The organism is Streptomyces sp. NPDC014991 (assembly GCF_043080665.1).
Lineage (GTDB): Bacteria > Actinomycetota > Actinomycetes > Streptomycetales > Streptomycetaceae > Streptomyces.
Genome location: NZ_JBIBVY010000016.1, coordinates 97,052 through 117,082, shown reverse-complemented (window position 1 = coordinate 117,082; position 20,031 = coordinate 97,052). Strand labels below are relative to the sequence as shown.

Genomic DNA, 20,031 nt, shown 5'->3' with positions numbered 1-20,031 from the left:
CACGGTGGGTGGCAGATCCGAAACGGCCGAGCTGGAGGGGGCCTCAGCCATGTCTGTGTCCGTGGAGTCCGTGGAACCGACGACCGCCGCATCCGACCGCGACGAGTCCGGGCAGGTGCTGCGCCCGCACGCCGAGCAGGCCTTCGCGGCCGAACTCGCCGCGCTCGCCGAGCAGGACGACCGCCCGCGCCCGGCCCGCTGGAAGCTGTCGCCGTGGGCGGTGGCGACGTACCTGCTCGGCGGCACACTGCCGGACGGCACGGTGATCACACCCAAGTACGTGGGGCCGCGCCGGATCGTCGAGGTCGCCGTCACCACGCTCGCCACCGACCGCGCCCTGCTCCTGCTCGGTGTGCCCGGCACCGCCAAGACCTGGGTGTCGGAACATCTGGCCGCCGCCGTCAGCGGAGACTCGACGCTGCTGGTGCAGGGCACGGCCGGGACCCCGGAAGAGGCGATCCGCTACGGCTGGAACTACGCGCGGCTCCTCGCGCACGGCCCCAGCCGGGACGCCCTGGTCCCCAGCCCCGTCATGCGCGCCATGGCGGAGGGCATGACCGCCCGCGTGGAGGAGCTGACCCGCATCCCGGCCGATGTGCAGGACACGCTGATCACCATCCTGTCGGAGAAGACCCTGCCCGTCCCCGAGCTGGGCGAGGAGGTCCAGGCGGTCCGCGGCTTCAACCTCATCGCCACCGCCAACGACCGTGACCGCGGCGTCAACGACCTCTCCAGCGCGCTGCGCCGCCGCTTCAACACCGTGGTGCTGCCGCTGCCGGAGAGCGCCGACGCCGAGGTCGACATCGTCACCCGCCGGGTGGAACAGCTCGGCCGCTCCCTGGAGCTGCCGGCCGCGCCCGACGGCATCGAGGAGATCCGGCGTGTCGTGACCGTCTTCCGCGAGCTGCGCGACGGCGTCACCGCCGACGGCCGCACCAAGCTGAAGTCACCCAGCGGCACGCTGTCCACGGCGGAGGCGATCTCCGTCGTCACCAACGGCCTCGCGCTCGCCACCCACTTCGGTGACGGTGTGCTGCGCCCGGGTGACATCGCCGCCGGCATCCTCGGTGCCGTCGTCCGCGACCCGGCGGCCGACCGGGTGATCTGGCAGGAGTACCTGGAGACAGTGGTCCGCGAGCGCGACGGCTGGACGGACTTCTACCGCGCCTGCCGGGAGGTGAGCGCATGACCGGCACCGGCGCGGGCACGGCGTACGACTCCGGGCCCCTGCTGCTCGGCGTACGGCACCACGGGCCCGGCTCCGCGCGCGCGGTGCGGGCCGCGCTGGACGCCGCCCGGCCCGGCGTCGTGCTGATCGAGGGCCCTCCCGAGGCCGACGCGCTGATCGCACTGGCCGCCGACCCGGGGCTGCGACCCCCGGTCGCCCTGCTCGCCCACGCCGTGGACGAACCCGGCCGCTCGGCCTTCTGGCCGTTCGCCGAGTTCAGTCCCGAGTGGGTGGCCATCCGCTGGGCCGTCGAACACGGTGTCCCGGCCCGCTTCGTCGATCTGCCCGCCACGCACACGCTCGCGTGGCAGGACACCGGTCGAAGCGAGACGGACGTGGGCGGCGAGAGGGATGCGGAGGGCGGGCAGGACGGTCCCGCGTCCGCCTCCGCCGCCGGGGACGGCGCTCCCGTGTCCGTTCCCGCGTCCGCTCTCGCCGCCGACGGCGACCTGCTCCGCGTCGACCCCCTCGCCGTGCTCGCGGAGTCCGCCGGGTACGACGATCCGGAACGCTGGTGGGAGGACGTCGTCGAGCACCGGGGGCCGGGCGGCCGGGACCCCTTCGCGCCGTTCGCCGCGGTGGCGGAGGCCATGGGCGTGCTGCGCGAGCGCTACGGCGCCGGTGGGCGCCCCAGGGACCTCGTGCGCGAGGCGCACATGCGGCTGCGGCTGCGCGACGCCCGCAAGGAGGCGGGGGACGCCGTGGCCGTCGTGTGCGGAGCCTGGCACGTGCCCGCGCTGCGCGAGAAGACCACCGTCACCGCCGACCGGGCGCTGCTCAAGGGGCTGCCCAAGGTGAGGACGGACCTGACCTGGGTGCCGTGGACGCACCGCCGGCTGGCCCGGGCCGGCGGCTACGGCGCGGGCGTCGAATCGCCCGGCTGGTACGCGCATCTGTTCCACGCCGCCGACCGGCCGGTCGAGCGCTGGCTGACCAAGGTGGCGGGGTTGCTGCGCGAGGAGGACCGGATCGTCTCCTCCGCGCACGTCATCGAGGCCGTGCGGCTCGCGGAGACCCTGGCGGTGCTGCGGGGGCGCCCGCTGCCCGGCCTGGGGGAGACCACCGACGCGGTCCGCGCGGTGCTGTGCGAGGGCTCGGACGTGCCGCTGTCCCTGGTGTACGACCGGTTGGTGGTCGGGGACGTCCTGGGCGAGGTGCCCGAGTCGGCGCCCGCGGTGCCGCTCCAGCGCGACCTCGCCGGGCAGCAGCGCGCGTTGCGGCTCAAGCCCGAGGCGGCGGAGCGCGAGCTGGAGCTGGACCTGCGCGGGGACACCGACGCGGGCCGCAGCAGGCTGCTGCACCGGTTGCGGCTGCTCGGCGTCGGCTGGGGCGAGCCGGCCCGGTCCCGGGGGAGTACGGGCACCTTCCGGGAAACCTGGCGGCTGCGCTGGGAGCCCGAGCTGTCGGTGCGGGTCGCCGAGGCGGGCGTGTGGGGGACGACCGTACTCGCCGCGGCGCGGGCCAGGGCCGAGGCCGACGCGACCGCCGCGCGTGCCCTCGCCGACGTCACCGCGCTCGCCGAGCAGTGCCTGCTGGCCGGCCTGCCGGACGCGCTGCCCGTGGTCATGCGGGTACTGGCCGACCGGGCCGCCCTCGACACGGACGTGGGTCACCTCGCCCAGGCCCTGCCCGCCCTGGTCCGGGCCCTGCGCTACGGCGACGTACGCGGCACCGACACCGGTGCGCTGGCCGAGGTCGCGGCGGCCCTCGCCGAGCGCGTCTTCGTCGGCCTGCCACCGGCCTGTGCCGCGCTGGACGCGGACGCGGCGGAGGAGATGCGCGGCCACGTGGACGCCGTCCACACCGCGGTGGCACTCCTGGCGGAGAGCCTGACGGCCCCGGACACCCCGGCCCCCGCGGGCGACGGGGCCCGCGGGAACCCCGCGGGGCGGCGCAGCGCCGGGAGCGACCGAGACGGTGGCGATCGCGGAAGCCCCGGGGATCAGCAGAACCCCGACGGCCAGGAGGACAGCGGGGGCGCGGGTGGCCGGGAGAAGCCCGGGGGGCAGTGGAGTGCCGGGGGGCAGAGGGACAAGGGCGGTGGTCCCGGGGATGCCGTGGGCCGGCGGAGCGGCGGCGGTCAGGGCGAGGGTGGGGGCGGTGGTGGTCGCGGGAACCCCGGGGAACGGCGGTGCGCCGGGGACCAGCTCGCCCCTGAGGGCGACGGTGCCCGTGGGAACCCCGGGCATCGCGGGAACACCGGGGACCAGCGGAACGGTGAAGGGCGGCTTGACGGTCACGCCGGGTTGCGTGGGCGTTGGCGGGCCGTGTTGCGGGCTCTGGCGTTGCGGGACACCGCGTCCGCTGTCATCCGGGGGCGGGCCGTGCGGCTGCTGCTGGACGACGGGGCGCTGCGGGCGGAGGAGGCGGCCCGGCTGATGGGGCTCGCGCTGTCGCCGGGCACGCCGCCCGCCGCTGCCGCCGCCTGGATCGAGGGGTTCGCCGGCGGCGGGGGCGGACTGCTGCTGGTGCACGACGAGCGGCTGCTCGGTCTGCTCGACACGTGGCTGACCGGGGTGCCGGCGGCGGCCTTCACGGACGTGCTGCCACTGCTGCGGCGCACGTTCGCGGCGTACGAGCCGGGGGTGCGCAGGACCCTCGGTGAGCTGGTCCGGCGCGGCCCCGGAAACCGGCGCGGCGGGACCGCCACCCGGACAGTCGCGGTGCCCGGCTTCGCCGCCGAACCGGACACCGGGCGTGCCGACGCCGTCCTGCCGGTGCTGCGACTGCTGCTCGGCCTGGACCCCGACAGTGACACGACGAACGACATCGGCCTCGCGGGAGTGGGCGCATGACGAACCGGACGACCGAACCGACGGCGACCGAGCCGCCCGACCCGGCGCGGGAGCGGTTGCGGCGCTGGCGGCTGGTGCTCGGCGGGGACCAGGCCGACGGCACCGGCTGCGCCCTGTCCGGCCGGGACGCGGCGATGGACGGCACCCTGGCCGCGCTCTACGGCAGGAGTGCCACCGCTCAGGCGGGCCGGGAGCGCTCGGCGGGGCTCGGCGCCTCGGCACCGTCCGTGGCGCGCTGGCTCGGGGACATCCGCACCTACTTCCCCTCCTCCGTCGTCCAGGTCATGCAGCGCGACGCCATCGACCGGCTCGGCCTCGCATCCCTGCTGCTGGAACCGGAGATGCTGGAGGCGGTGGAGGCCGACGTGCACCTGGTCGGCACGCTGCTCTCGCTGAACAAGGCGATGCCGGAGACCACCCGGGAGACGGCCCGCGCGGTCGTGCGCAAGGTGGTCGAGGACCTGGAGGGACGGCTCGCCACCCGCACCCGGGCCGCGGTCACCGGCGCCCTGGACCGCAGCGCCCGGGTCGCCCGCCCGCGTCACCACGACATCGACTGGAACCGCACCATCGCGGCCAACCTCAAGCACTACCTGCCCGAGTACCGCACGGTCGTACCGGAACGGCTCATCGGCTACGGGCGGGCCGCGCGGTCGGTGAAGAAGGAGGTCGTCCTGTGCATCGACCAGTCCGGGTCGATGGCGGCGTCCGTGGTCTACGCGTCCGTGTTCGGCGCGGTCCTCGCCTCCATGCGGTCGGTCGGCACCCGGCTGGTCGTCTTCGACACGGCGGTCGTCGACCTCACCGACCAGCTGGACGACCCCGTCGACGTGCTCTTCGGCACGCAGCTCGGCGGGGGTACGGACATCAACCGGGCGCTCGCCTACTGCCAGTCGCAGATCACCCGTCCGGCCGAGACCGTCGTCGTGCTGATCAGCGACCTCTTCGAGGGCGGCATCCGGGACGAGATGCTCAAGCGGGTCGCGGCGATGAAGGCGTCCGGGGTGCAGTTCGTGGCGCTGCTCGCCCTGTCGGACGAGGGGGCGCCCGCGTACGACCGTGAGCACGCGGCGGCGCTGGCCGCGCTCGGCGCGCCGGCCTTCGCCTGCACGCCCGACCTGTTCCCCGAGGTGATGGCGGCGGCGCTGGAGAAGCGCCCGCTGCCGATACCCGACACGCCGTGACTGCCCGACCCGGCGTGACTGCCCGACACGCCGGGACTGCCGGCCGAGGCTGCGCGCGGTCCGATGCCGGGCCGGGAGGGCTGGAACCGGCGGACACGGGTCGTCCGCAGCCCGGTGAGGCCTGGCGGATCGCCTGCCCGGCACCCGTGCCGGCCCGTGTTCGGCACCCCGTGCCAGGAAAACCGGCATCATGTGACAGGTATCACCGCTCAGGTGTGACCCGCGATTTAGGGGGCCCCCGTAAGCAGCGATAACCTGCGAGACGGACATGCCGCGCGCTCGGACACCGTGTGCGCTTCCCTAGTGACAGCGGACGTCACGTTGCCCTTCGCGGCACGCCCACGCATCCAACGAACCGCGAGATCACTGATAGGGACGGAAGCGCGTGGACCTGTTCGAGTACCAGGCGAGGGACCTCTTCGCCAAGCACGATGTACCGGTGCTGGCCGGTGAAGTCATCGACACGCCTGAGGCGGCGCGCGAGATCACCGAGCGGCTGGGCGGCAAGTCCGTCGTCAAGGCGCAGGTGAAGGTCGGTGGTCGTGGAAAGGCCGGCGGCGTCAAGCTGGCCGCCACCCCGGACGAGGCCGTCGCCCGCGCGACGGACATCCTCGGCATGGACATCAAGGGCCACACGGTCCACAAGGTCATGATCGCCGAGACCGCTCCGGAGATCGTCGAGGAGTACTACGTCTCCTTCCTCCTCGACCGTGCCAACCGCACCTTCCTCTCCATCGCCTCCGTCGAGGGCGGCATGGAGATCGAGGAAGTGGCGGCCACCCGTCCGGACGCCGTCGCCAAGATCGCGATCGACGCCATCGACGGTGTGGACGAGGCCAAGGCCCGCGAGATCGTCGAGGCCGCCAAGTTCCCGGCCGAGGTCGCGGACAAGGTCGCACACGTCCTGATCAAGCTGTGGGACACCTTCATCAAGTCGGACGCCCTCCTCGTCGAGGTCAACCCGCTCGCGAAGGTCGCCTCCGGTGACGTCATCGCCCTCGACGGCAAGGTGTCGCTGGACGAGAACGCCGAGTTCCGTCACCCCGAGTACGAAGAGCTCCACGACAAGGACGCCGCCAACCCGCTCGAGGCGGCCGCCAAGGCGAAGGGGCTGAACTACGTCAAGCTCGAGGGCGAGGTCGGCATCATCGGCAACGGCGCGGGTCTCGTCATGAGCACCCTGGACGTCGTCGCGTACGCCGGTGAGAAGCACGGCGGCGTCAAGCCCGCCAACTTCCTGGACATCGGTGGCGGCGCCTCCGCCCAGGTGATGGCGAACGGCCTGGAGATCATCCTGGGCGACCCGGACGTCAAGTCCGTCTTCGTGAACGTCTTCGGCGGCATCACCGCCTGTGACGAGGTCGCCAACGGCATCGTGCAGGCCCTGAAGCTCCTCGAGGACCGCGGCGAGAAGGTCGAGAAGCCGCTCGTCGTCCGCCTCGACGGCAACAACGCCGAGCTGGGCCGGAAGATCCTCACGGACGCCGACCACCCGCTGGTGCAGCGCGTCGACACCATGGACGGCGCGGCCGACAAGGCCGCCGAGCTGGCCGCCGCCAAGTAAGCACGAGGACGAGGACTCACACCACCATGGCTATCTGGCTCAACAAGGACAGCAAGGTCATCGTCCAGGGCATGACCGGTGCCACCGGCATGAAGCACACCAAGCTCATGCTCGGTGACGGCACGAACGTCGTGGGCGGCGTGAACCCGCGCAAGGCGGGTCAGACCGTGGACTTCGACGGCACCGAGGTACCCGTCTTCGGGACCGTCAAGGAAGCCGTCGAGAAGACCGGCGCCGACGTCTCCGTCATCTTCGTGCCGGAGAAGTTCACCAAGGACGCGGTCGTCGAGGCCATCGACGCCGAGATCCCGCTGGCCGTCGTCATCACCGAGGGCATCGCCGTGCACGACACGGCGTCCTTCTGGGCGTACGCCGGCAAGAAGGGCAACAAGACCCGGATCATCGGCCCGAACTGCCCCGGCATCATCACCCCGGGTCAGTCGAACGTCGGCATCATCCCGGGCGACATCACCAAGCCGGGCCGCATCGGCCTGGTGTCGAAGTCCGGCACGCTGACGTACCAGATGATGTACGAGCTGCGGGACATCGGCTTCTCGACCGCCGTCGGCATCGGTGGCGACCCGATCATCGGCACCACGCACATCGACGCGCTCGCCGCGTTCCAGGCCGACCCCGACACCGACCTGATCGTGATGATCGGTGAGATCGGCGGCGACGCCGAGGAGCGGGCGGCCGCGTTCATCGCGGAGAACGTGACCAAGCCGGTCGTCGGTTACGTCGCGGGCTTCACGGCGCCCGAGGGCAAGACCATGGGCCACGCGGGTGCCATCGTCTCCGGTTCCTCCGGCACCGCGCAGGCCAAGAAGGAGGCCCTCGAGTCCGCGGGCGTCAAGGTCGGCAAGACGCCGACCGAGACGGCCAAGCTGGCGCGGGAGATCCTCAGCGCCTGAGTCTCCCAGCCGCATGCCGGCAGGCCCGTTCCCGTTGTCGGGGCGGGCCTGCCGCCGTTCTCGCCCGCCGGCCGCGCGTCACGCCGGTCCGTCCCGCGTCACGCCGGCCGCGCGTCACGCCGGTCCGTCCCGCGTCACGCCGGCTGTCCGGCATCCCGCGGCCCGCACCGCTTCATGTCGGTCCGCCCCGCCTCCGCCGGCGCGCGTTCACCGTGGTTCCGGCACCAGCCTTTCCGGGCCGCTCGCCTCCGACCGGTGCAGCTTCGCCCGCAGCACCAGTTCGGTCCGGGACAGCGGGCCCATTCCCGCCGGTGGCGGGACTCCCTGGACCGCCTGTGCCGGGGCGACCGGTGCCTCGTACCGCGTCGGTGCCGTCCGCAGCGTGAGCGTCGTCGCCCCGATGATCGTCACCGTGAAGGCGATGGCCGCCCGGGTCCAGAACACGTTCCGGCGCTCGCTGCCGGTCCGTACGGTCGTCGGCCGGGGCGCGCGCAGCCGTTCGGTCGAGGCCAGTTCGAGCAGACGGCGGTGGAGTACGGCCGTGTCGGCCAGTTCCGGCAGCAGTGCGACCACCGCCTGGCGGGCGTGGGTCAGCCGCTTGGCGGCGGCCGGTGTGCTCGCCTCCGTCTCGGCCGCCGTCTCCGGCAGGTCGAGGCCGACGCCGTCGTAGAGGACGAGCGTGCGCCGGTACGTCGGCGGGAGCTTGAGCAGGGCGTGCAGCAGCGCGCGGTCGGCGGGGTCGGCGGGCGGTGGTTCCGGGTGCCGGTAGCGGGGGCGGAAGCGGTGCCAGGGGGAGAGCGCGCAGTCGTACGCCACCGCCCGGACCCAGCCGGCCGGGTCGCGGTCCCTGGCCACCTCGGACCAGCGCTGCCAGGCCAGCTGGAAGGCGCGCTCCACGGCCTCCCGGGCCAGCTCCCGGCGCCCGGTCAGCAGATACGTCTGGCGTACGAGGGCGGGGGCACAGAAGGCGTACAGCGCGTCGAAGGCCTGAGAGGGCGTCAGGGGCTGGGACTGGGGTGTCAGGGGCGCGAGGCCGGGTCCGTCCTGGCCCGCGCTCCCGGACGCCTGCTGCGCCACGGCGGGCTGAGCCGGTGTCAGTGATCTGCGCCGGTGCAGGCGGCGGTGTCCGTTCGGCGGTGGCAGCGGGCTGGCAGGGCTCTGCGTCGTCACCGTGCACCCTTCCGTGCGATAAAGAACATAAACATATATTGGGCGACACAGCGGGGGTTCGCCTGTTACGACGGGAAAGCGCGTGTCGTTGGGAGCATGGCGTGCGTGATCCAGATGACCGCGCGCCGCTCGTCGTTGCCACCCCTGCGCACCCGGATGCGTGACCGCTCACCCGGCCTGGCCGCGAGCCTGCTGGGCGGGGCCGTCGCGGCCGGACTCGGACTCGGTTCGTCCGCCGTGCTGGTGATGGTGCTGTGGGTCAGCTCGCCGTACCCCGACAGCGGACCGGACGGTGCGCTGCACATCGCCGCCGCCCTGTGGCTGCTGGCGCACGGCGTGGAACTGGTCCGCACCGGCACCCTCTCCGGTGCGCCCCTGCCCGTCGGCATCACCCCGCTGCTGCTGGTCATGCTGCCGGTGTGGCTGGTGTACCGGGCGGCACGGGACGCCACCGACGCGTCGGCCGAGCCGGACGGCCCGCCACCGGTGCCCGCGCGTACGGCGTGGACCGGCGTGGTCCTCGGCTATCTGACCGTCGGCGCCGCGGCGACGCTGTACGACGCCGGCGGCGAACTGAGTCCCCGGTGGCCCTGGGTGACGGCGTGTCTGCCGCTCGTCGTGGCCGGCGCGGCGGGTCTCGGGGTGTGGTCGGCGTACGGCTGTCCGCGCGAACCGGTGCTGCGCGCGCTGGTGGTCGTGCCGGGCCCGGTACGGCGGCTGGTGTTCGGCGGTGACGCGCGGGCGCGGCTGGGAGCGGCCGTACGCGCGGCCGGTGCCGCGACGGCCGTGCTCGTCGGCGGCGGGGCGCTGCTGGTCGGCGTGTCACTGGTATGGCACGGCGAGCCGGCGCGGGCCTCCTTCGTACAGCTGACGGAGGGCTGGACGGGACGGTTCGCGGTGCTGCTGCTCGGCATCGCGCTGCTTCCCAACGCGGCGGTGTGGGCCGCGTCGTACGCCCTCGGACCCGGCTTCGTCCTCGGCACCGGGCATCCGGTCCACCCGCTCCTCTCCGATCCCGCCCCGTTGCTGCCACCGTTCCCGCTGCTGGCGGCGGTGCCGGACCCGGGTCCCGGGACGCAGCAGAACTGGGCGGCCGGGCTGCTCCCGGTGGTGGCCGGGGCGACGGCGGGGTGGTTCGTGGCCCGGGCGGCCGTGGGGCGGCCCGGGCCCGGTGGACCGGCACCCGCCCGCTGGCCGGCCGCCCGGACCGCCGGGGTGGTCCTGCTGGCGGCGACGGTCTGCGCGGTGACGCTCGCCCTGCTCGCCGCACTGTCCGGTGGCCCACTGGGCGTGGCCCTGCTGGCCCGCCTCGGCCCGGTGTGGTGGCAGACCGGGGCGGCGGCCGGGGTCTGGACGGTGACGTTCGCGCTGCCGGTGGCGCTGACCGCGCGGGCCTGGCGGCTGCGGGTCCGGCGCACCCGCGGCGAGGCGCTCCCGGCGCGGGACACGAAGCCGGGGGCCAGGGTGGCGACGGGCGGCAAGGGCTCCGGTAGCCCGGTGAAGGCGGGCGATGCGGTGCAGGCGGGTGACGCGGGGGACGTGGCGCGGGCAGGGGGGACGGCGACGGTGCCGGAAGCGGCCAGGGCCGACGGGGCGGCGTCCTCCGACGGGGTGCCGGTCCCGGCGGGCGGGGCGGCGGGCGGACTCGCATTCTGGGCCAGGGCCAGGCGGACCGGCAGGAAGGACGGCAGGGAAACCGAGAAAGGCGCGGGACCTGCGAAAGGCGCGGGACACGAGAAAGGCGCGCACGAGAAAGGCGCGAGGCACGAGAACGGCGCGGGTTCGCAGAAGAGCACGCGCGGGGGGAAGGGTGCGCGCAAGGAGGGGCGGGGGCAGAAGGCGAAGGCGTCCGCTCGTGCCGCGGCCGTGCCCGGTACGGCCGCGGCCGCCGAGGGGGACCTGTACGACTTCCTCCCGGCCGACGATCCCTTCCCGACCGCGTTCAGCGAGCCCTTCCCCACCGAATGGCACAACGACGTCGCCCGTGCCTCCCGCTGGGCGGCCCTGAAGGAGGCGGCCGCGGCCATTCCCGACGAGACCGAGACCGACACCGACTCCGACTCCGACTCCGACACCGACACCGACACCGATGCCGGCACGGGGGGCGTGGAAGGCATGGACGACGCGGACGGCGCGGGGGGCGCGGACGAGCTGCCCCCGGCCCGCCGTCCGGACACCTCCGAGCCGTGAGGTGCCCGCACCGGGCCGCCACCGGTGCCGGCGGTGCCGCGGACTCAGCTGTTCTCCACGCCCAGCACGCCGCGCAGCTGATGCGGCAGCAGGGTCTCGCAGGACTGCTTGGCCTCGTGGGTCAGGGCGTCACCGACGCAGGTGTAGTAGTCGCGGTAGACCAGCTGGACGGTGAACGTCGAGGCCACCAGGACCAGGGCCAGGGATGCCGTGACCAGGCCGCTGACGGCCGCTGTCGTCTGGGGCCGGCCGTTGGGGGCCGCCGTGCCGCCCGGTGCGCCTGGGGCGTCCGGCGCCGGGCGGCGCGGCTTGGCGCGCAGGGCGCTGCTGCCCCAGTACAGGGCCAGCGCGCCCAGCAGCAGGGCCACGTATGGCCAGCTGAACAGGACGAAGAAGACGGCCCACATGCCGGAGAGCAGGGCGTACCGCGCACGGCGCTGGGCCGGGTCCGCCGGGTCCCAGCGCATGCCGGGGCCGGTCGGTCCGCCGGGGCCCTGGGGGCCACCGCCGGGTCGTTCGCCGAAGTTGCCGGGGGAACGGCCGGGCTGGTGATCGCTCCACTGACTTCCCGGGGAAGAGCCGTCCCCGGGCTCCTGCCCGGACCCCGGAGCCTGCCCGGGACCCGGACCCTGCCCCCAGCCCGGCCCCTGCCCCGGACCCGCGCCTTGTCCCCAGCCCGGCCCCTGCCCAGAGGCTGGACCGTGACCGTGACCGTGACCCTGGCCGGACGGCCCGGCGGGGTGCCGCGGCTGCCACGGCCGGTCCGGCGCGCCCTCCGGCGGCGGCGCGAACGGATTGCCGTCCTGCGGCCCGCCGTCCCGCCCGGCACCGGAACCCTCCCGACCGGAGTCGCCGCGGACGGAACCGGGACCGTTCCGCCCGGAGTCGCCCTGTCCGGGACCACCCTGCCCGGCGTCGCCGCGCCCAGGGCCGCCCCACCCGGAACCGCCCCACCCGGAACCGCCCTGCCCGGAACCACCCTGCCCGGAACCGCCCTGTCCCGAGTCGCCGTGGCCGGAACCGTTGTGCGGTGTGCCCGTCGGCGGCGGGGTCGGCCGGTCCCGCAGCAGTGCGGCGCCAGCCACGCCTCCCTGGACCGGGCGCGGCGGGAACGTGAGGAGTCGCAGGCTGCGATCGGGCATCAAAAGAGCGTCTTCCCCTAGATGACTACGGCTTGTCCGACGTGAGCTTCCACCCCGTGAACGCACCGCACGACGACCGCGTTCCCGGGGCTGCTCCTTCGAGACTCCTTGCGAACGCTACCGTCCGCCCCGCCCCCCGTCCCGAGGGGCCCTTCCGGAGTGCCGGTATCGTTGCTGACGGTCGGCCGCTTCGTAGACTTCCCCGTATCCGGGGGCGCGAAGCATTCGTACGACCGTACAAACCGATCCGGCCGGGAACGGCCGGACCCGTCGCTTCCCGAGAAAGGGCCCCACCGTGGCCGCCACCACTCCCGGCCCAGCTCCCGGCCCAGCGGTCAGGCGCCTCGTCGTGCTGGTCTCCGGATCCGGTACCAACCTCCAGGCGCTGCTGGACGAGATCGAGCGCACCGGAGCCGAGGCGTACGGCGCCCGGATCGTCGCCGTCGGGGCGGACCGCACCGGCATCGAGGGACTCGCCCGGGCCGAGCGCGCCGGGCTGCCGACCTTCGTGTGCCGGGTGAAGGACTTCGGTTCCCGGGAGGAGTGGGACGCCGCCCTGGCCGGGGCCGTGGCGGCGTACGAGCCCGACCTCGTCGTGTCCGCCGGGTTCATGAAGATCGTGGGGAAGGAGTTCCTCGCGAGGTTCGGCGGGCGGTTCGTGAACACGCACCCCGCCCTGCTGCCCAGTTTTCCGGGGGCCCACGGGGTCCGTGACGCGCTCGCGTACGGCGCCAGGGTCACCGGCTGCACCGTCCACTTCGTCGACGACGGCGTCGACACCGGACCGATCATCGCCCAGGGCGTGGTGGAGATCCGGGACGAGGACGACGAGAGCGCGCTGCACGAGCGCATCAAGGAAGTCGAGCGAAGGCTGCTCGTCGAGGTCGTGGGGCGGCTCGCCCGCAACGGCTATCGCATTGAGGGACGAAAGGTAGTTATCCAGTGACCGCGGAGAGCAACAAGCGGGCCATCCGTCGCGCGCTCGTCAGCGTCTACGACAAGACCGGTCTCGAGGACCTCGCGCGCGGGCTGCACGAGGCCGGTGTGGAGCTGGTCTCCACCGGGTCCACGGCCGGCCGGATCGCCGCCGCCGGCGTCCCCGTCACCAAGGTCGAGGAGCTGACCGGCTTCCCCGAGTGCCTGGACGGCCGGGTGAAGACCCTGCACCCGAAGGTGCACGCGGGCATCCTCGCCGACCTGCGGCTGGACAGCCACCGTGAGCAGCTCGCCGAGCTGGGCGTGGAGCCGTTCGACCTGGTGGTCGTCAACCTCTACCCGTTCCGCGAGACGGTCGCCTCCGGTGCCTCGCCCGACGAGTGCGTGGAGCAGATCGACATCGGCGGCCCGTCGATGGTCCGCGCCGCCGCCAAGAACCACCCGTCGGTGGCCGTGGTCACCAGCCCGCAGCGGTATGCCGACGTGCTCGACGCCGTGAAGGACGGCGGCTTCGACCTCGCCACCCGCAAGCGCCTGGCGGCCGAGGCGTTCCGGCACACGGCGGAGTACGACATCGCCGTCGCGTCCTGGTTCGCGTCCTCCTACGCCCCCGCCGACGACTCGCTGTTCCCCGGCTTCCTCGGCACCACCCTGGAGCGCGCCCACACCCTGCGCTACGGCGAGAACCCGCACCAGCCCGCCGCCCTCTACACCTCCGGCGAGGGCGGGCTCGCGGCGGCCGAGCAGCTGCACGGCAAGGAGATGTCGTACAACAACTACACGGACACGGACGCCGCCCGCCGTGCCGCGTACGACCACGACGAGCCCTGTGTCGCCATCATCAAGCACGCCAACCCGTGCGGCATCGCGATCGGCGCGGACGTCGCCGAGGCGCACCGCAAGGCCCACGCCTGCGACCCGGTCTCCGCGTACGGCGGTGTGATCGCCGTCAACCGCCCGGTGAGCAAGGAGATGGCCGAGCAGGTCGCGGACATCTTCACCGAGGTCATCGTCGCGCCCGGCTACGAGGACGGCGCGCTGGAGGCCCTCACCAAGAAGAAGAACATCCGCGTGCTGCGCTGCCCCGACGGCCCCGCCCACCCGGTAGAGGTCAGGCCGATCGACGGCGGCGCGCTGCTCCAGGTCGCCGACCGGCTCCAGGCCGACGGCGACGACCCGGCCAACTGGACGCTCGCCAGCGGTGAGGCGCTCTCCGCCGAGGAGCTGCGGGAGCTGGCCTTCGCCTGGAAGGCGTGCCGTGCGGTGAAGTCCAACGCGATCCTGCTCGCCAGGGACGGCGCCTCGGTCGGTGTCGGCATGGGCCAGGTCAACCGCGTCGACTCCTGCAAGCTGGCCGTGGAACGGGCCGGCGAGGAGCGGGCCCGCGGCGCCTACGCGGCCTCCGACGCCTTCTTCCCCTTCCCCGACGGCCCGGAGATCCTCATCGGCGCCGGCGTCCGGGCGATCGTCCAGCCGGGCGGCTCGATCCGTGACGAGCAGGTCGTGGAGGCCGCGAAGAAGGCGGGCGTGACGATGTACTTCACGGGCACGCGCCACTTCTTCCACTAGGCCATCTCGTTCGGATCATGCCGGGCTCGCGGGCCTGATCCGAACGAAAGACCCTAGGCCGCCGCCCGGCACCGCGCGGTACCCCGGCCGCTCCCGCACCGAGCTGCCACGTGCCGCGCGGTGCGGGGAGCGGCTCCCGCCGCCGTCCGTCCGATCCCGCCCGTCCTCCGACGGGCGGGATCACGCGTTTCCGGGCCCTGCCTGCCTGCCTGCGGCCGGTCGGGGGCCGTCCGTCCGGGCGTCGCCCTCCGCGACCTGCCCTGCGCGACGTGCCCGTGTCCGGCGCCCTCCGCGAACTGCCCTGCGCGACCTGCCCGTCCCGGCCCTGTCCATCCGGACCCGGACCGTCCGGAGCGGTGGCCGGCGTAACGGTCAGCAGTGTTTCAGTCCCTCGTCAGCGGTGGACGCGAGGGTGGGGGCATGACGTCGATCGTGGCAGTCTCCAGCTGTCTTCCCGACACCATCCCGATCGCCGGCTTCCACCGCGAACTCGGCCTCACAGACGTACAGTTGCGGCGATACCAGCGCTTCTACGGGCTGTCGGAGGTGTGTCGCGACCCGCGGGCCGACGAGACGCGGCTGCTGCTGCGTGCCGTCGCCAAACTCGCCGAACTGCGCGGGCAGGAACAGCGGGTCAAGTACGTGTTGCAGGCGCGCACCATGCCCGCGCCGCTCCCGTACCCGCTGACCTCGCTCGGCCCGGTCCAGGACGAGCTGGGGCTGCGCCACGCCACCGGATTCGTCGTCTCCCAGCACGCCTGCGCCTCCGGCATGCTCGCCGTCGACCTGGCCGGCACCCTGCTCGCCGCCGACCCCGACCCGGACGCCCTGGCCCTCGTACTGACCGGCGAGAAGGCCGGCACCAGCCACAACCAGTCGATCCCGGACGTCACCGTCATGGGCGAGGGCACCGCCGCGCTGCTGGTCAGCGCCGACCGCACCGGCCGCAACCGGATGCTCGGCTACGCCGCCCGCACGCACAGCCGGTTCGGTGACCAGTTCATCATGGACGACGAGGCCGCCGCGGACTTCCAGGACCGGTACGGGCCCGGCCTGTGCGAGGTGATCACCGCGGCCCTGGACGAGGCGGGCTGCGCCCTCGACGACGTGGCCCTCGTCCTGCCGCACAACGTCAACCGGCTGTCCTGGATCGGCGTGTGCCGCACTCTCGGGCTGCCCGTGGAACGGGTCTTCCTCGACCTGGTGCCGCACACCGGGCACTGCTTCTGCGCCGATCCCTTCATCAACCTGCAGCACGCCTGCGAGGTGGGCCGGCTGCGCCCCGGCGACCGCTACCTGATGACCAGCGTCGGTCTGGGCGCGACCTTCGCCGCCATGGTCTTCGAGCACTGAGCCCGCGAGCCCGCGCCGCACCGGGGCGCCCGCCCGACGCCGGCCGGTGCCCACCTCCGAGAGATCAAGAGGTCGATATGCAATCACCGCCCCCCGGCTTCACCGGCCGCCTCAAGCGCGCGGTCACCGCTGACGCCGGCACGCCGCTGGTGTTCCTCGGCAACTTCGAGGTGGAGAACCAGTGGGCCCTCGGGGAGCCCGCCCTGCCCCGGGTCGCCGCGCACGCGGGCAGCGCCGTCGTCAACCGCATGGACGAGTTCGCGCTGCTGCTCGGCGGCAAGGACGACCACGTCGTCCTCAAGACCGCCCTGGACGACGGCTACCGCGCCTACCTGGAGGGACTCGGACTCCCCCTGCCCACCGTGCACGTGGTCGCCGGGCAGCGACCCCGGCGCACCGTCAGCGAGGACGCCCTCGCCGACCCGGAGCTGCTGCGCACCCTGACCGCCCTGGCCGCCGACGGCGCCCGACTCACCGCCCACGGCATCTCCACGGTGGAGGAGGAACTGGCCGAGCGGACCGGCCTGCGGCTCGCGGCGCCGCCCGCCGACCGGTGCAAGCACGTCAACAGCAAGGTGTACAGCCGCCGGCTCGCCGACGAGCTGGGCATCCGGCAGGCGCGCGGCTCGGCCTGCGAGACCCTGGAGGAGCTGGCCGCGGCCGTCGCCGCGGCCGGCGAGCTGCTGGCCGCCGGGCACCGGGTCGTCGTCAAGGACGCGTTCGGGGTGTCCGGCAAGGGCATCGTCGTGGTCGACAACGAGCGGACACTGGCCCGGCTGCACCGCATGGCCGCCGCCCAGGCCGAGCGCACCGCCCGGGCCGCGGGCACCGCCGTACGCACCGCGCTGGTCATCGAGGAGTGGGTGGCCAAGCGGGCGGACCTCAACTACCAGTTCACGGTGGGCCGCGACGGCGGGGTGCACTTCGACTTCGTCAAGGAACTGCTCACCGAGGGCGGTGTCCACAAGGGGCACCGCATGCCCGCCCGGCTCAGCGAGGCCCAGGTCGCCGTGGTCCGGGAGAGCGCGCACCGGATCGGCGGACGACTGGCCGCGGACGGTTACTTCGGGGTCGTCGGCGTCGACGCGATGATCGACCCCGACGAGGGCCTCTACCCGGTGGTGGAGATCAACGCCCGCAACAACATGTCCACGTACCAGGCGGTGGTGCACGAGGTGCTGGCCGGCCCGGACGACGTGGCCGTCGCCCGCCACTTCCCGCTCCGCCCGCACCGCCCGCTGCCCTTCGCCGAACTGCGCGACGCCCTGGGGCCGTCGCTGCTCACGCAGCCCGGCGCGCGCCCGCACGGCCTGTTCGTGAACAACTACGCCACGGTCAACGCCGCGGCCGCGGAGGACGCCGGCGCCGGCGAGGGCGGCTTCGAGGGCCGGCTGTACGGCGTGCTGCTCGCCGACTCCGACGAGCGGATCGAGGCCCTCGCCACGGACATCACCCGCCGCCTCGCGGCCCTGACAGAACGGAGCTGGACATGAGCGTCGCCTTCGAGGTGCAGGGCCTGAGCGTCACCCGGCTCGCCGAGGAGTTCGGCACCCCGCTGTACGTGTACGACGGCGCGGAGATCACCGGCCGCTTCCGTGACCTGCGTGAGCGTCTGCACCCCGCCCTGGAGGTCTTCTACTCCCTCAAGGCCAACCCCAACGTCTCCGTGTGCGCCCTGCTGCACCGCAGCGGCGCCCGCGCCGAGGTGTCCTCGCTCACCGAACTGGTCACGGCCCGGCGCGCCGGTGTCGCCCCGCACGACATCATCTTCCTCGGCCCCGGCAAGAGCACCGCCGAACTGGCCGCCTGCCTGGACGCGGACATCCACGCCATCGTCTGCGAGAACCTCGACGAACTCGCCCTCATCGACGAGGCGGCCCGCCGGCGGGGCGTCACCGCGCGGGTGGTGCTGCGGGTCAACCCCGCCTTCTCGGTCAAGGGTTCGGGGCTGACGATGGGCGGCAAGCCCCGCCAGTTCGGCATGGACGAGGAGCAGCTGCTCGCCGCGGGACCCGCACTCGCCACCCGGTACGAGGCCGTACGCCTCATGGGCGTGCAGGTGTACCTGGGCACGCGCATCCTCGGCGAGGACACCGTCGTGGACAACACCCGGCGCATCCTCGACCTCGCCGAGCGGCTCTCCGAGCGGATCGGCTTCCCGCTGGAGACCGTCGACGTCGGCGGCGGCCTCGGCATCGCCTACTTCGACAACGAGAAGGACCTGGACCTCGCCGAGCTGACGACCCGCCTCAACCCCGTCGTCGACGCCTTCCACGGCCGCCACCCCGGCACCCGCATGATCATGGAGCTGGGCCGGTTCCTGGTCGCCGCGTCCGGCACCTACGTCACCCGGGTGCGCTACACGAAGACATCGATGGGCGAGAACTTCGCGGTCACCGACGGCGGCACCAACCACCACATGGCGGCGGTCGGCATCGGCTCGTACGTCAAGCGCAACTTCCCGATGGCCGCGCTGGAACGCCTCGACGAGCAGCCCACCGAGCCGTGGAACATCACCGGGCCGCTGTGCACCCCGAACGACGTCATCGGCAAGAAGGTGCCCATGCCGCCGCTGCGCGCCGGCGACCTGGTCGGCGTGCGGCGCTCCGGCGCGTACGGGCCGACCGCCTCGCCCGTGCACTTCCTCAGCCACGGCTACCCGGCCGAGGTCCTCGTCCTGGACGGCACCGCCCGGCTGATCCGGGAACGCGACGACACCGAGACCATGCTGGCCCGCCAGCGGCTGTACGACGCCGCTCCCGGCGTCCGCTGAACCCCCACCACCCACAAGGAGACCGACATGACCGAGAACACCGCGGCCACCCTCACCGACCGCGCCCGCTACCTGGACGCGGTGCGCCAGGGCCTGACGGAGGTGCTGAACAAGGACGTCTCCGGCGCCGAGGAGGGCGCCCGCCTCTTCGACGACCTGGGCCTGGACTCCAGCAGCGCCCTGGAACTGCTCATCGCCATCGAGGAGGTCCTCGACGTGCAGTTCGACGCCGACGAGCTGGAGATGACCCACTTCGAGACGGTCGGCTCCCTCGCCGACTTCGTGGCGGCGGAAGCGGGCGCCTGAGCATGTTCCGCGCGACAGCGCCCGTACGGCCCGCGGCCCCGGCGGCGGGCGGTACGACGGGCGACGCGGCGGGTGGTCCGGCAGGTGTGCCGCGGCTGGTGCGGGCCGGCCGGTACGCGCCGGCCGGGCCCGGCAGGCCGTACGTGCCGGCCGCGGACCGCGAGGGGTTCTACCGGCAGCTCGGCGACCCGCACGGGGTGCCGTTCGACCGGGCCGGGTTCGCCGGCGCGCCCCGCCGCACGTCCGTGGAGCTGGCCCGGGGCGCGCTCGCGGAGCTGGGGCCGATGACGGCCGAGGACGGTCCCGAGCTGGTCGTCGTGGCGTACGCGGCCCCGGACTTCGAGCACAGCCAGCTGGTCGCGTCCTGCGTGCAGGAGCTGCTGCCCGGCGAACCGCTGGCGTTCGCCCTGTCCGACCAGGGGGTGCTCGCACCGTTCAGCGCGCTGCGGACGGGGGTGGAGTACGCACGGCGCTGCGGGTTCCGCCGGCTGCTTGTGCTGGCCGTCGACCAGAGCAGCCAGCCGTTCGCCGTGCCGGCGCAGCATCCGGGCGCCGTCCGGGCCGACGCGGCGGTGGCGCTGCTGTTCGAGTGGAGCGGCGCGGCGGCACCGGTGCGCGGCATGGGCCAGCGGCCCTGGCCGGCGCCCGGACCGGCGGCGCCGTGGGACGCGGAGCTGCCGCTCGTGGCCGGCGCCGGGGTGCGGACCGCCGTGCCCGGAGTGTGGCCCTGGGCGACCTGGGCCGGACCGGGGCAGCCGGCCACGGCGGTGTGGTCGGCGCTGGCGGACCTCGTGGGCGGCGGACCGGCCCGGGTGGTCGTGGCCGACCACGATGCGGAACGCGAGATGCTGGCGCACTGCACGCTCGACCTCGGCGCGCCGGCACGGCGGACGAGTGCGGGGGAGTGAGG

General features: G+C 73.8%; 15 protein-coding genes. 13 read left to right on the top strand and 2 right to left on the bottom strand.

The window, feature by feature from the left end:
• Positions 1 to 49: 49 nt before the first annotated feature.
• The 5 genes from ACF1BE_RS24150 to sucD all read left to right on the top strand — a co-directional run bounded on the left by ACF1BE_RS24150 (position 50) and on the right by sucD (position 7,682).
• Positions 50 to 1,189, top strand: a complete 1,140-nt coding sequence (locus ACF1BE_RS24150) for an AAA family ATPase (RefSeq protein WP_392201096.1) — start codon at positions 50 to 52, stop codon at positions 1,187 to 1,189.
• Entirely contained in the window at positions 1,186 to 4,023 is a 2,838-nt protein-coding gene (locus ACF1BE_RS24145) for a DUF5682 family protein (RefSeq protein ID WP_392201095.1), read from the top strand. Before ACF1BE_RS24150 ends, ACF1BE_RS24145 begins: the two co-directional genes overlap by 4 nt.
• The gene (locus ACF1BE_RS24140; RefSeq protein ID WP_392201094.1) at positions 4,020 to 5,207 is read left to right on the top strand and encodes a VWA domain-containing protein; all 1,188 of its coding nucleotides are present in this window, start codon (positions 4,020 to 4,022) and stop codon (positions 5,205 to 5,207) included. Before ACF1BE_RS24145 ends, ACF1BE_RS24140 begins: the two co-directional genes overlap by 4 nt.
• A 385-nt stretch (positions 5,208 to 5,592) precedes the next feature.
• Positions 5,593 to 6,771, top strand: coding sequence for an ADP-forming succinate--CoA ligase subunit beta (gene sucC, locus ACF1BE_RS24135; RefSeq protein WP_392201093.1), 1,179 nt, complete (start codon positions 5,593 to 5,595; stop codon positions 6,769 to 6,771).
• Positions 6,772 to 6,797: 26 nt separating this feature from the next.
• A complete protein-coding gene (gene sucD / locus ACF1BE_RS24130; RefSeq protein ID WP_392201092.1) occupies positions 6,798 to 7,682 on the top strand; it encodes a succinate--CoA ligase subunit alpha in 885 nt (294 codons plus the stop codon).
• A 207-nt stretch (positions 7,683 to 7,889) separates the two neighbouring features.
• Here the strand turns inward: sucD and ACF1BE_RS24125 are convergent, their stop codons facing one another.
• A complete protein-coding gene (locus ACF1BE_RS24125; protein WP_392201091.1) occupies positions 7,890 to 8,852 on the bottom strand; it encodes an RNA polymerase sigma factor in 963 nt (320 codons plus the stop codon).
• Positions 8,853 to 8,948: 96 nt separating this feature from the next.
• Between ACF1BE_RS24125 and ACF1BE_RS24120 the strand changes: the two genes are divergently transcribed.
• On the top strand, positions 8,949 to 11,042 hold the full coding sequence (locus ACF1BE_RS24120; protein ID WP_392201090.1) for a DUF6350 family protein: 2,094 nt from the start codon (positions 8,949 to 8,951) through the stop codon (positions 11,040 to 11,042).
• Between the two features lie 44 nt (positions 11,043 to 11,086).
• Here the strand turns inward: ACF1BE_RS24120 and ACF1BE_RS24115 are convergent, their stop codons facing one another.
• Positions 11,087 to 12,109 carry a hypothetical protein gene (locus ACF1BE_RS24115; RefSeq protein WP_392201153.1) on the bottom strand — a complete coding sequence of 341 codons (1,023 nt, stop codon included), beginning with the start codon at positions 12,107 to 12,109 and terminating at the stop codon, positions 11,087 to 11,089.
• Between the two features lie 370 nt (positions 12,110 to 12,479).
• On the opposite strand from ACF1BE_RS24115, the gene purN reads away from it, so the two are divergent.
• From purN to ACF1BE_RS24080, 7 genes are all read left to right on the top strand, one after another.
• A complete protein-coding gene (purN, locus tag ACF1BE_RS24110) occupies positions 12,480 to 13,130 on the top strand; it encodes a phosphoribosylglycinamide formyltransferase (RefSeq protein WP_392201089.1) in 651 nt (216 codons plus the stop codon).
• Positions 13,127 to 14,689 (top strand): bifunctional phosphoribosylaminoimidazolecarboxamide formyltransferase/IMP cyclohydrolase, encoded by a 1,563-nt coding sequence (gene purH / locus ACF1BE_RS24105; protein WP_392201088.1) that lies wholly within the window; start codon positions 13,127 to 13,129, stop codon positions 14,687 to 14,689. The genes purN and purH overlap by 4 nt, the downstream gene beginning before the upstream one ends.
• Before the next feature lie 420 nt (positions 14,690 to 15,109).
• Positions 15,110 to 16,042, top strand: a complete 933-nt coding sequence (locus ACF1BE_RS24100) for a 3-oxoacyl-[acyl-carrier-protein] synthase III C-terminal domain-containing protein (RefSeq protein ID WP_392201087.1) — start codon at positions 15,110 to 15,112, stop codon at positions 16,040 to 16,042.
• A 77-nt stretch (positions 16,043 to 16,119) separates the two neighbouring features.
• Positions 16,120 to 17,535 (top strand): ATP-grasp domain-containing protein, encoded by a 1,416-nt coding sequence (locus ACF1BE_RS24095; protein WP_392201086.1) that lies wholly within the window; start codon positions 16,120 to 16,122, stop codon positions 17,533 to 17,535.
• Positions 17,532 to 18,815 (top strand): type III PLP-dependent enzyme, encoded by a 1,284-nt coding sequence (locus ACF1BE_RS24090; protein ID WP_392201085.1) that lies wholly within the window; start codon positions 17,532 to 17,534, stop codon positions 18,813 to 18,815. Before ACF1BE_RS24095 ends, ACF1BE_RS24090 begins: the two co-directional genes overlap by 4 nt.
• A gap of 27 nt (positions 18,816 to 18,842) precedes the next feature.
• Positions 18,843 to 19,121 (top strand): acyl carrier protein, encoded by a 279-nt coding sequence (locus ACF1BE_RS24085; RefSeq protein ID WP_392201084.1) that lies wholly within the window; start codon positions 18,843 to 18,845, stop codon positions 19,119 to 19,121.
• A gap of 2 nt (positions 19,122 to 19,123) precedes the next feature.
• Positions 19,124 to 20,029, top strand: a complete 906-nt coding sequence (locus ACF1BE_RS24080) for a hypothetical protein (RefSeq protein ID WP_392201083.1) — start codon at positions 19,124 to 19,126, stop codon at positions 20,027 to 20,029.
• Positions 20,030 to 20,031 lie beyond the last annotated feature (2 nt).

Coding starts and splice junctions, on each gene's coding strand:
- ACF1BE_RS24150 (WP_392201096.1), top strand. CDS start 50: ATGTCTGTGTCCGTGGAGTCCGTGGAACCGACGACCGCCGCATCCGAC.
- ACF1BE_RS24145 (WP_392201095.1), top strand. CDS start 1,186: ATGACCGGCACCGGCGCGGGCACGGCGTACGACTCCGGGCCCCTGCTG.
- ACF1BE_RS24140 (WP_392201094.1), top strand. CDS start 4,020: ATGACGAACCGGACGACCGAACCGACGGCGACCGAGCCGCCCGACCCG.
- sucD (WP_392201092.1), top strand. CDS start 6,798: ATGGCTATCTGGCTCAACAAGGACAGCAAGGTCATCGTCCAGGGCATG.
- ACF1BE_RS24120 (WP_392201090.1), top strand. CDS start 8,949: ATGGCGTGCGTGATCCAGATGACCGCGCGCCGCTCGTCGTTGCCACCC.
- ACF1BE_RS24100 (WP_392201087.1), top strand. CDS start 15,110: ATGACGTCGATCGTGGCAGTCTCCAGCTGTCTTCCCGACACCATCCCG.
- ACF1BE_RS24095 (WP_392201086.1), top strand. CDS start 16,120: ATGCAATCACCGCCCCCCGGCTTCACCGGCCGCCTCAAGCGCGCGGTC.
- ACF1BE_RS24090 (WP_392201085.1), top strand. CDS start 17,532: ATGAGCGTCGCCTTCGAGGTGCAGGGCCTGAGCGTCACCCGGCTCGCC.
- ACF1BE_RS24085 (WP_392201084.1), top strand. CDS start 18,843: ATGACCGAGAACACCGCGGCCACCCTCACCGACCGCGCCCGCTACCTG.
- ACF1BE_RS24080 (WP_392201083.1), top strand. CDS start 19,124: ATGTTCCGCGCGACAGCGCCCGTACGGCCCGCGGCCCCGGCGGCGGGC.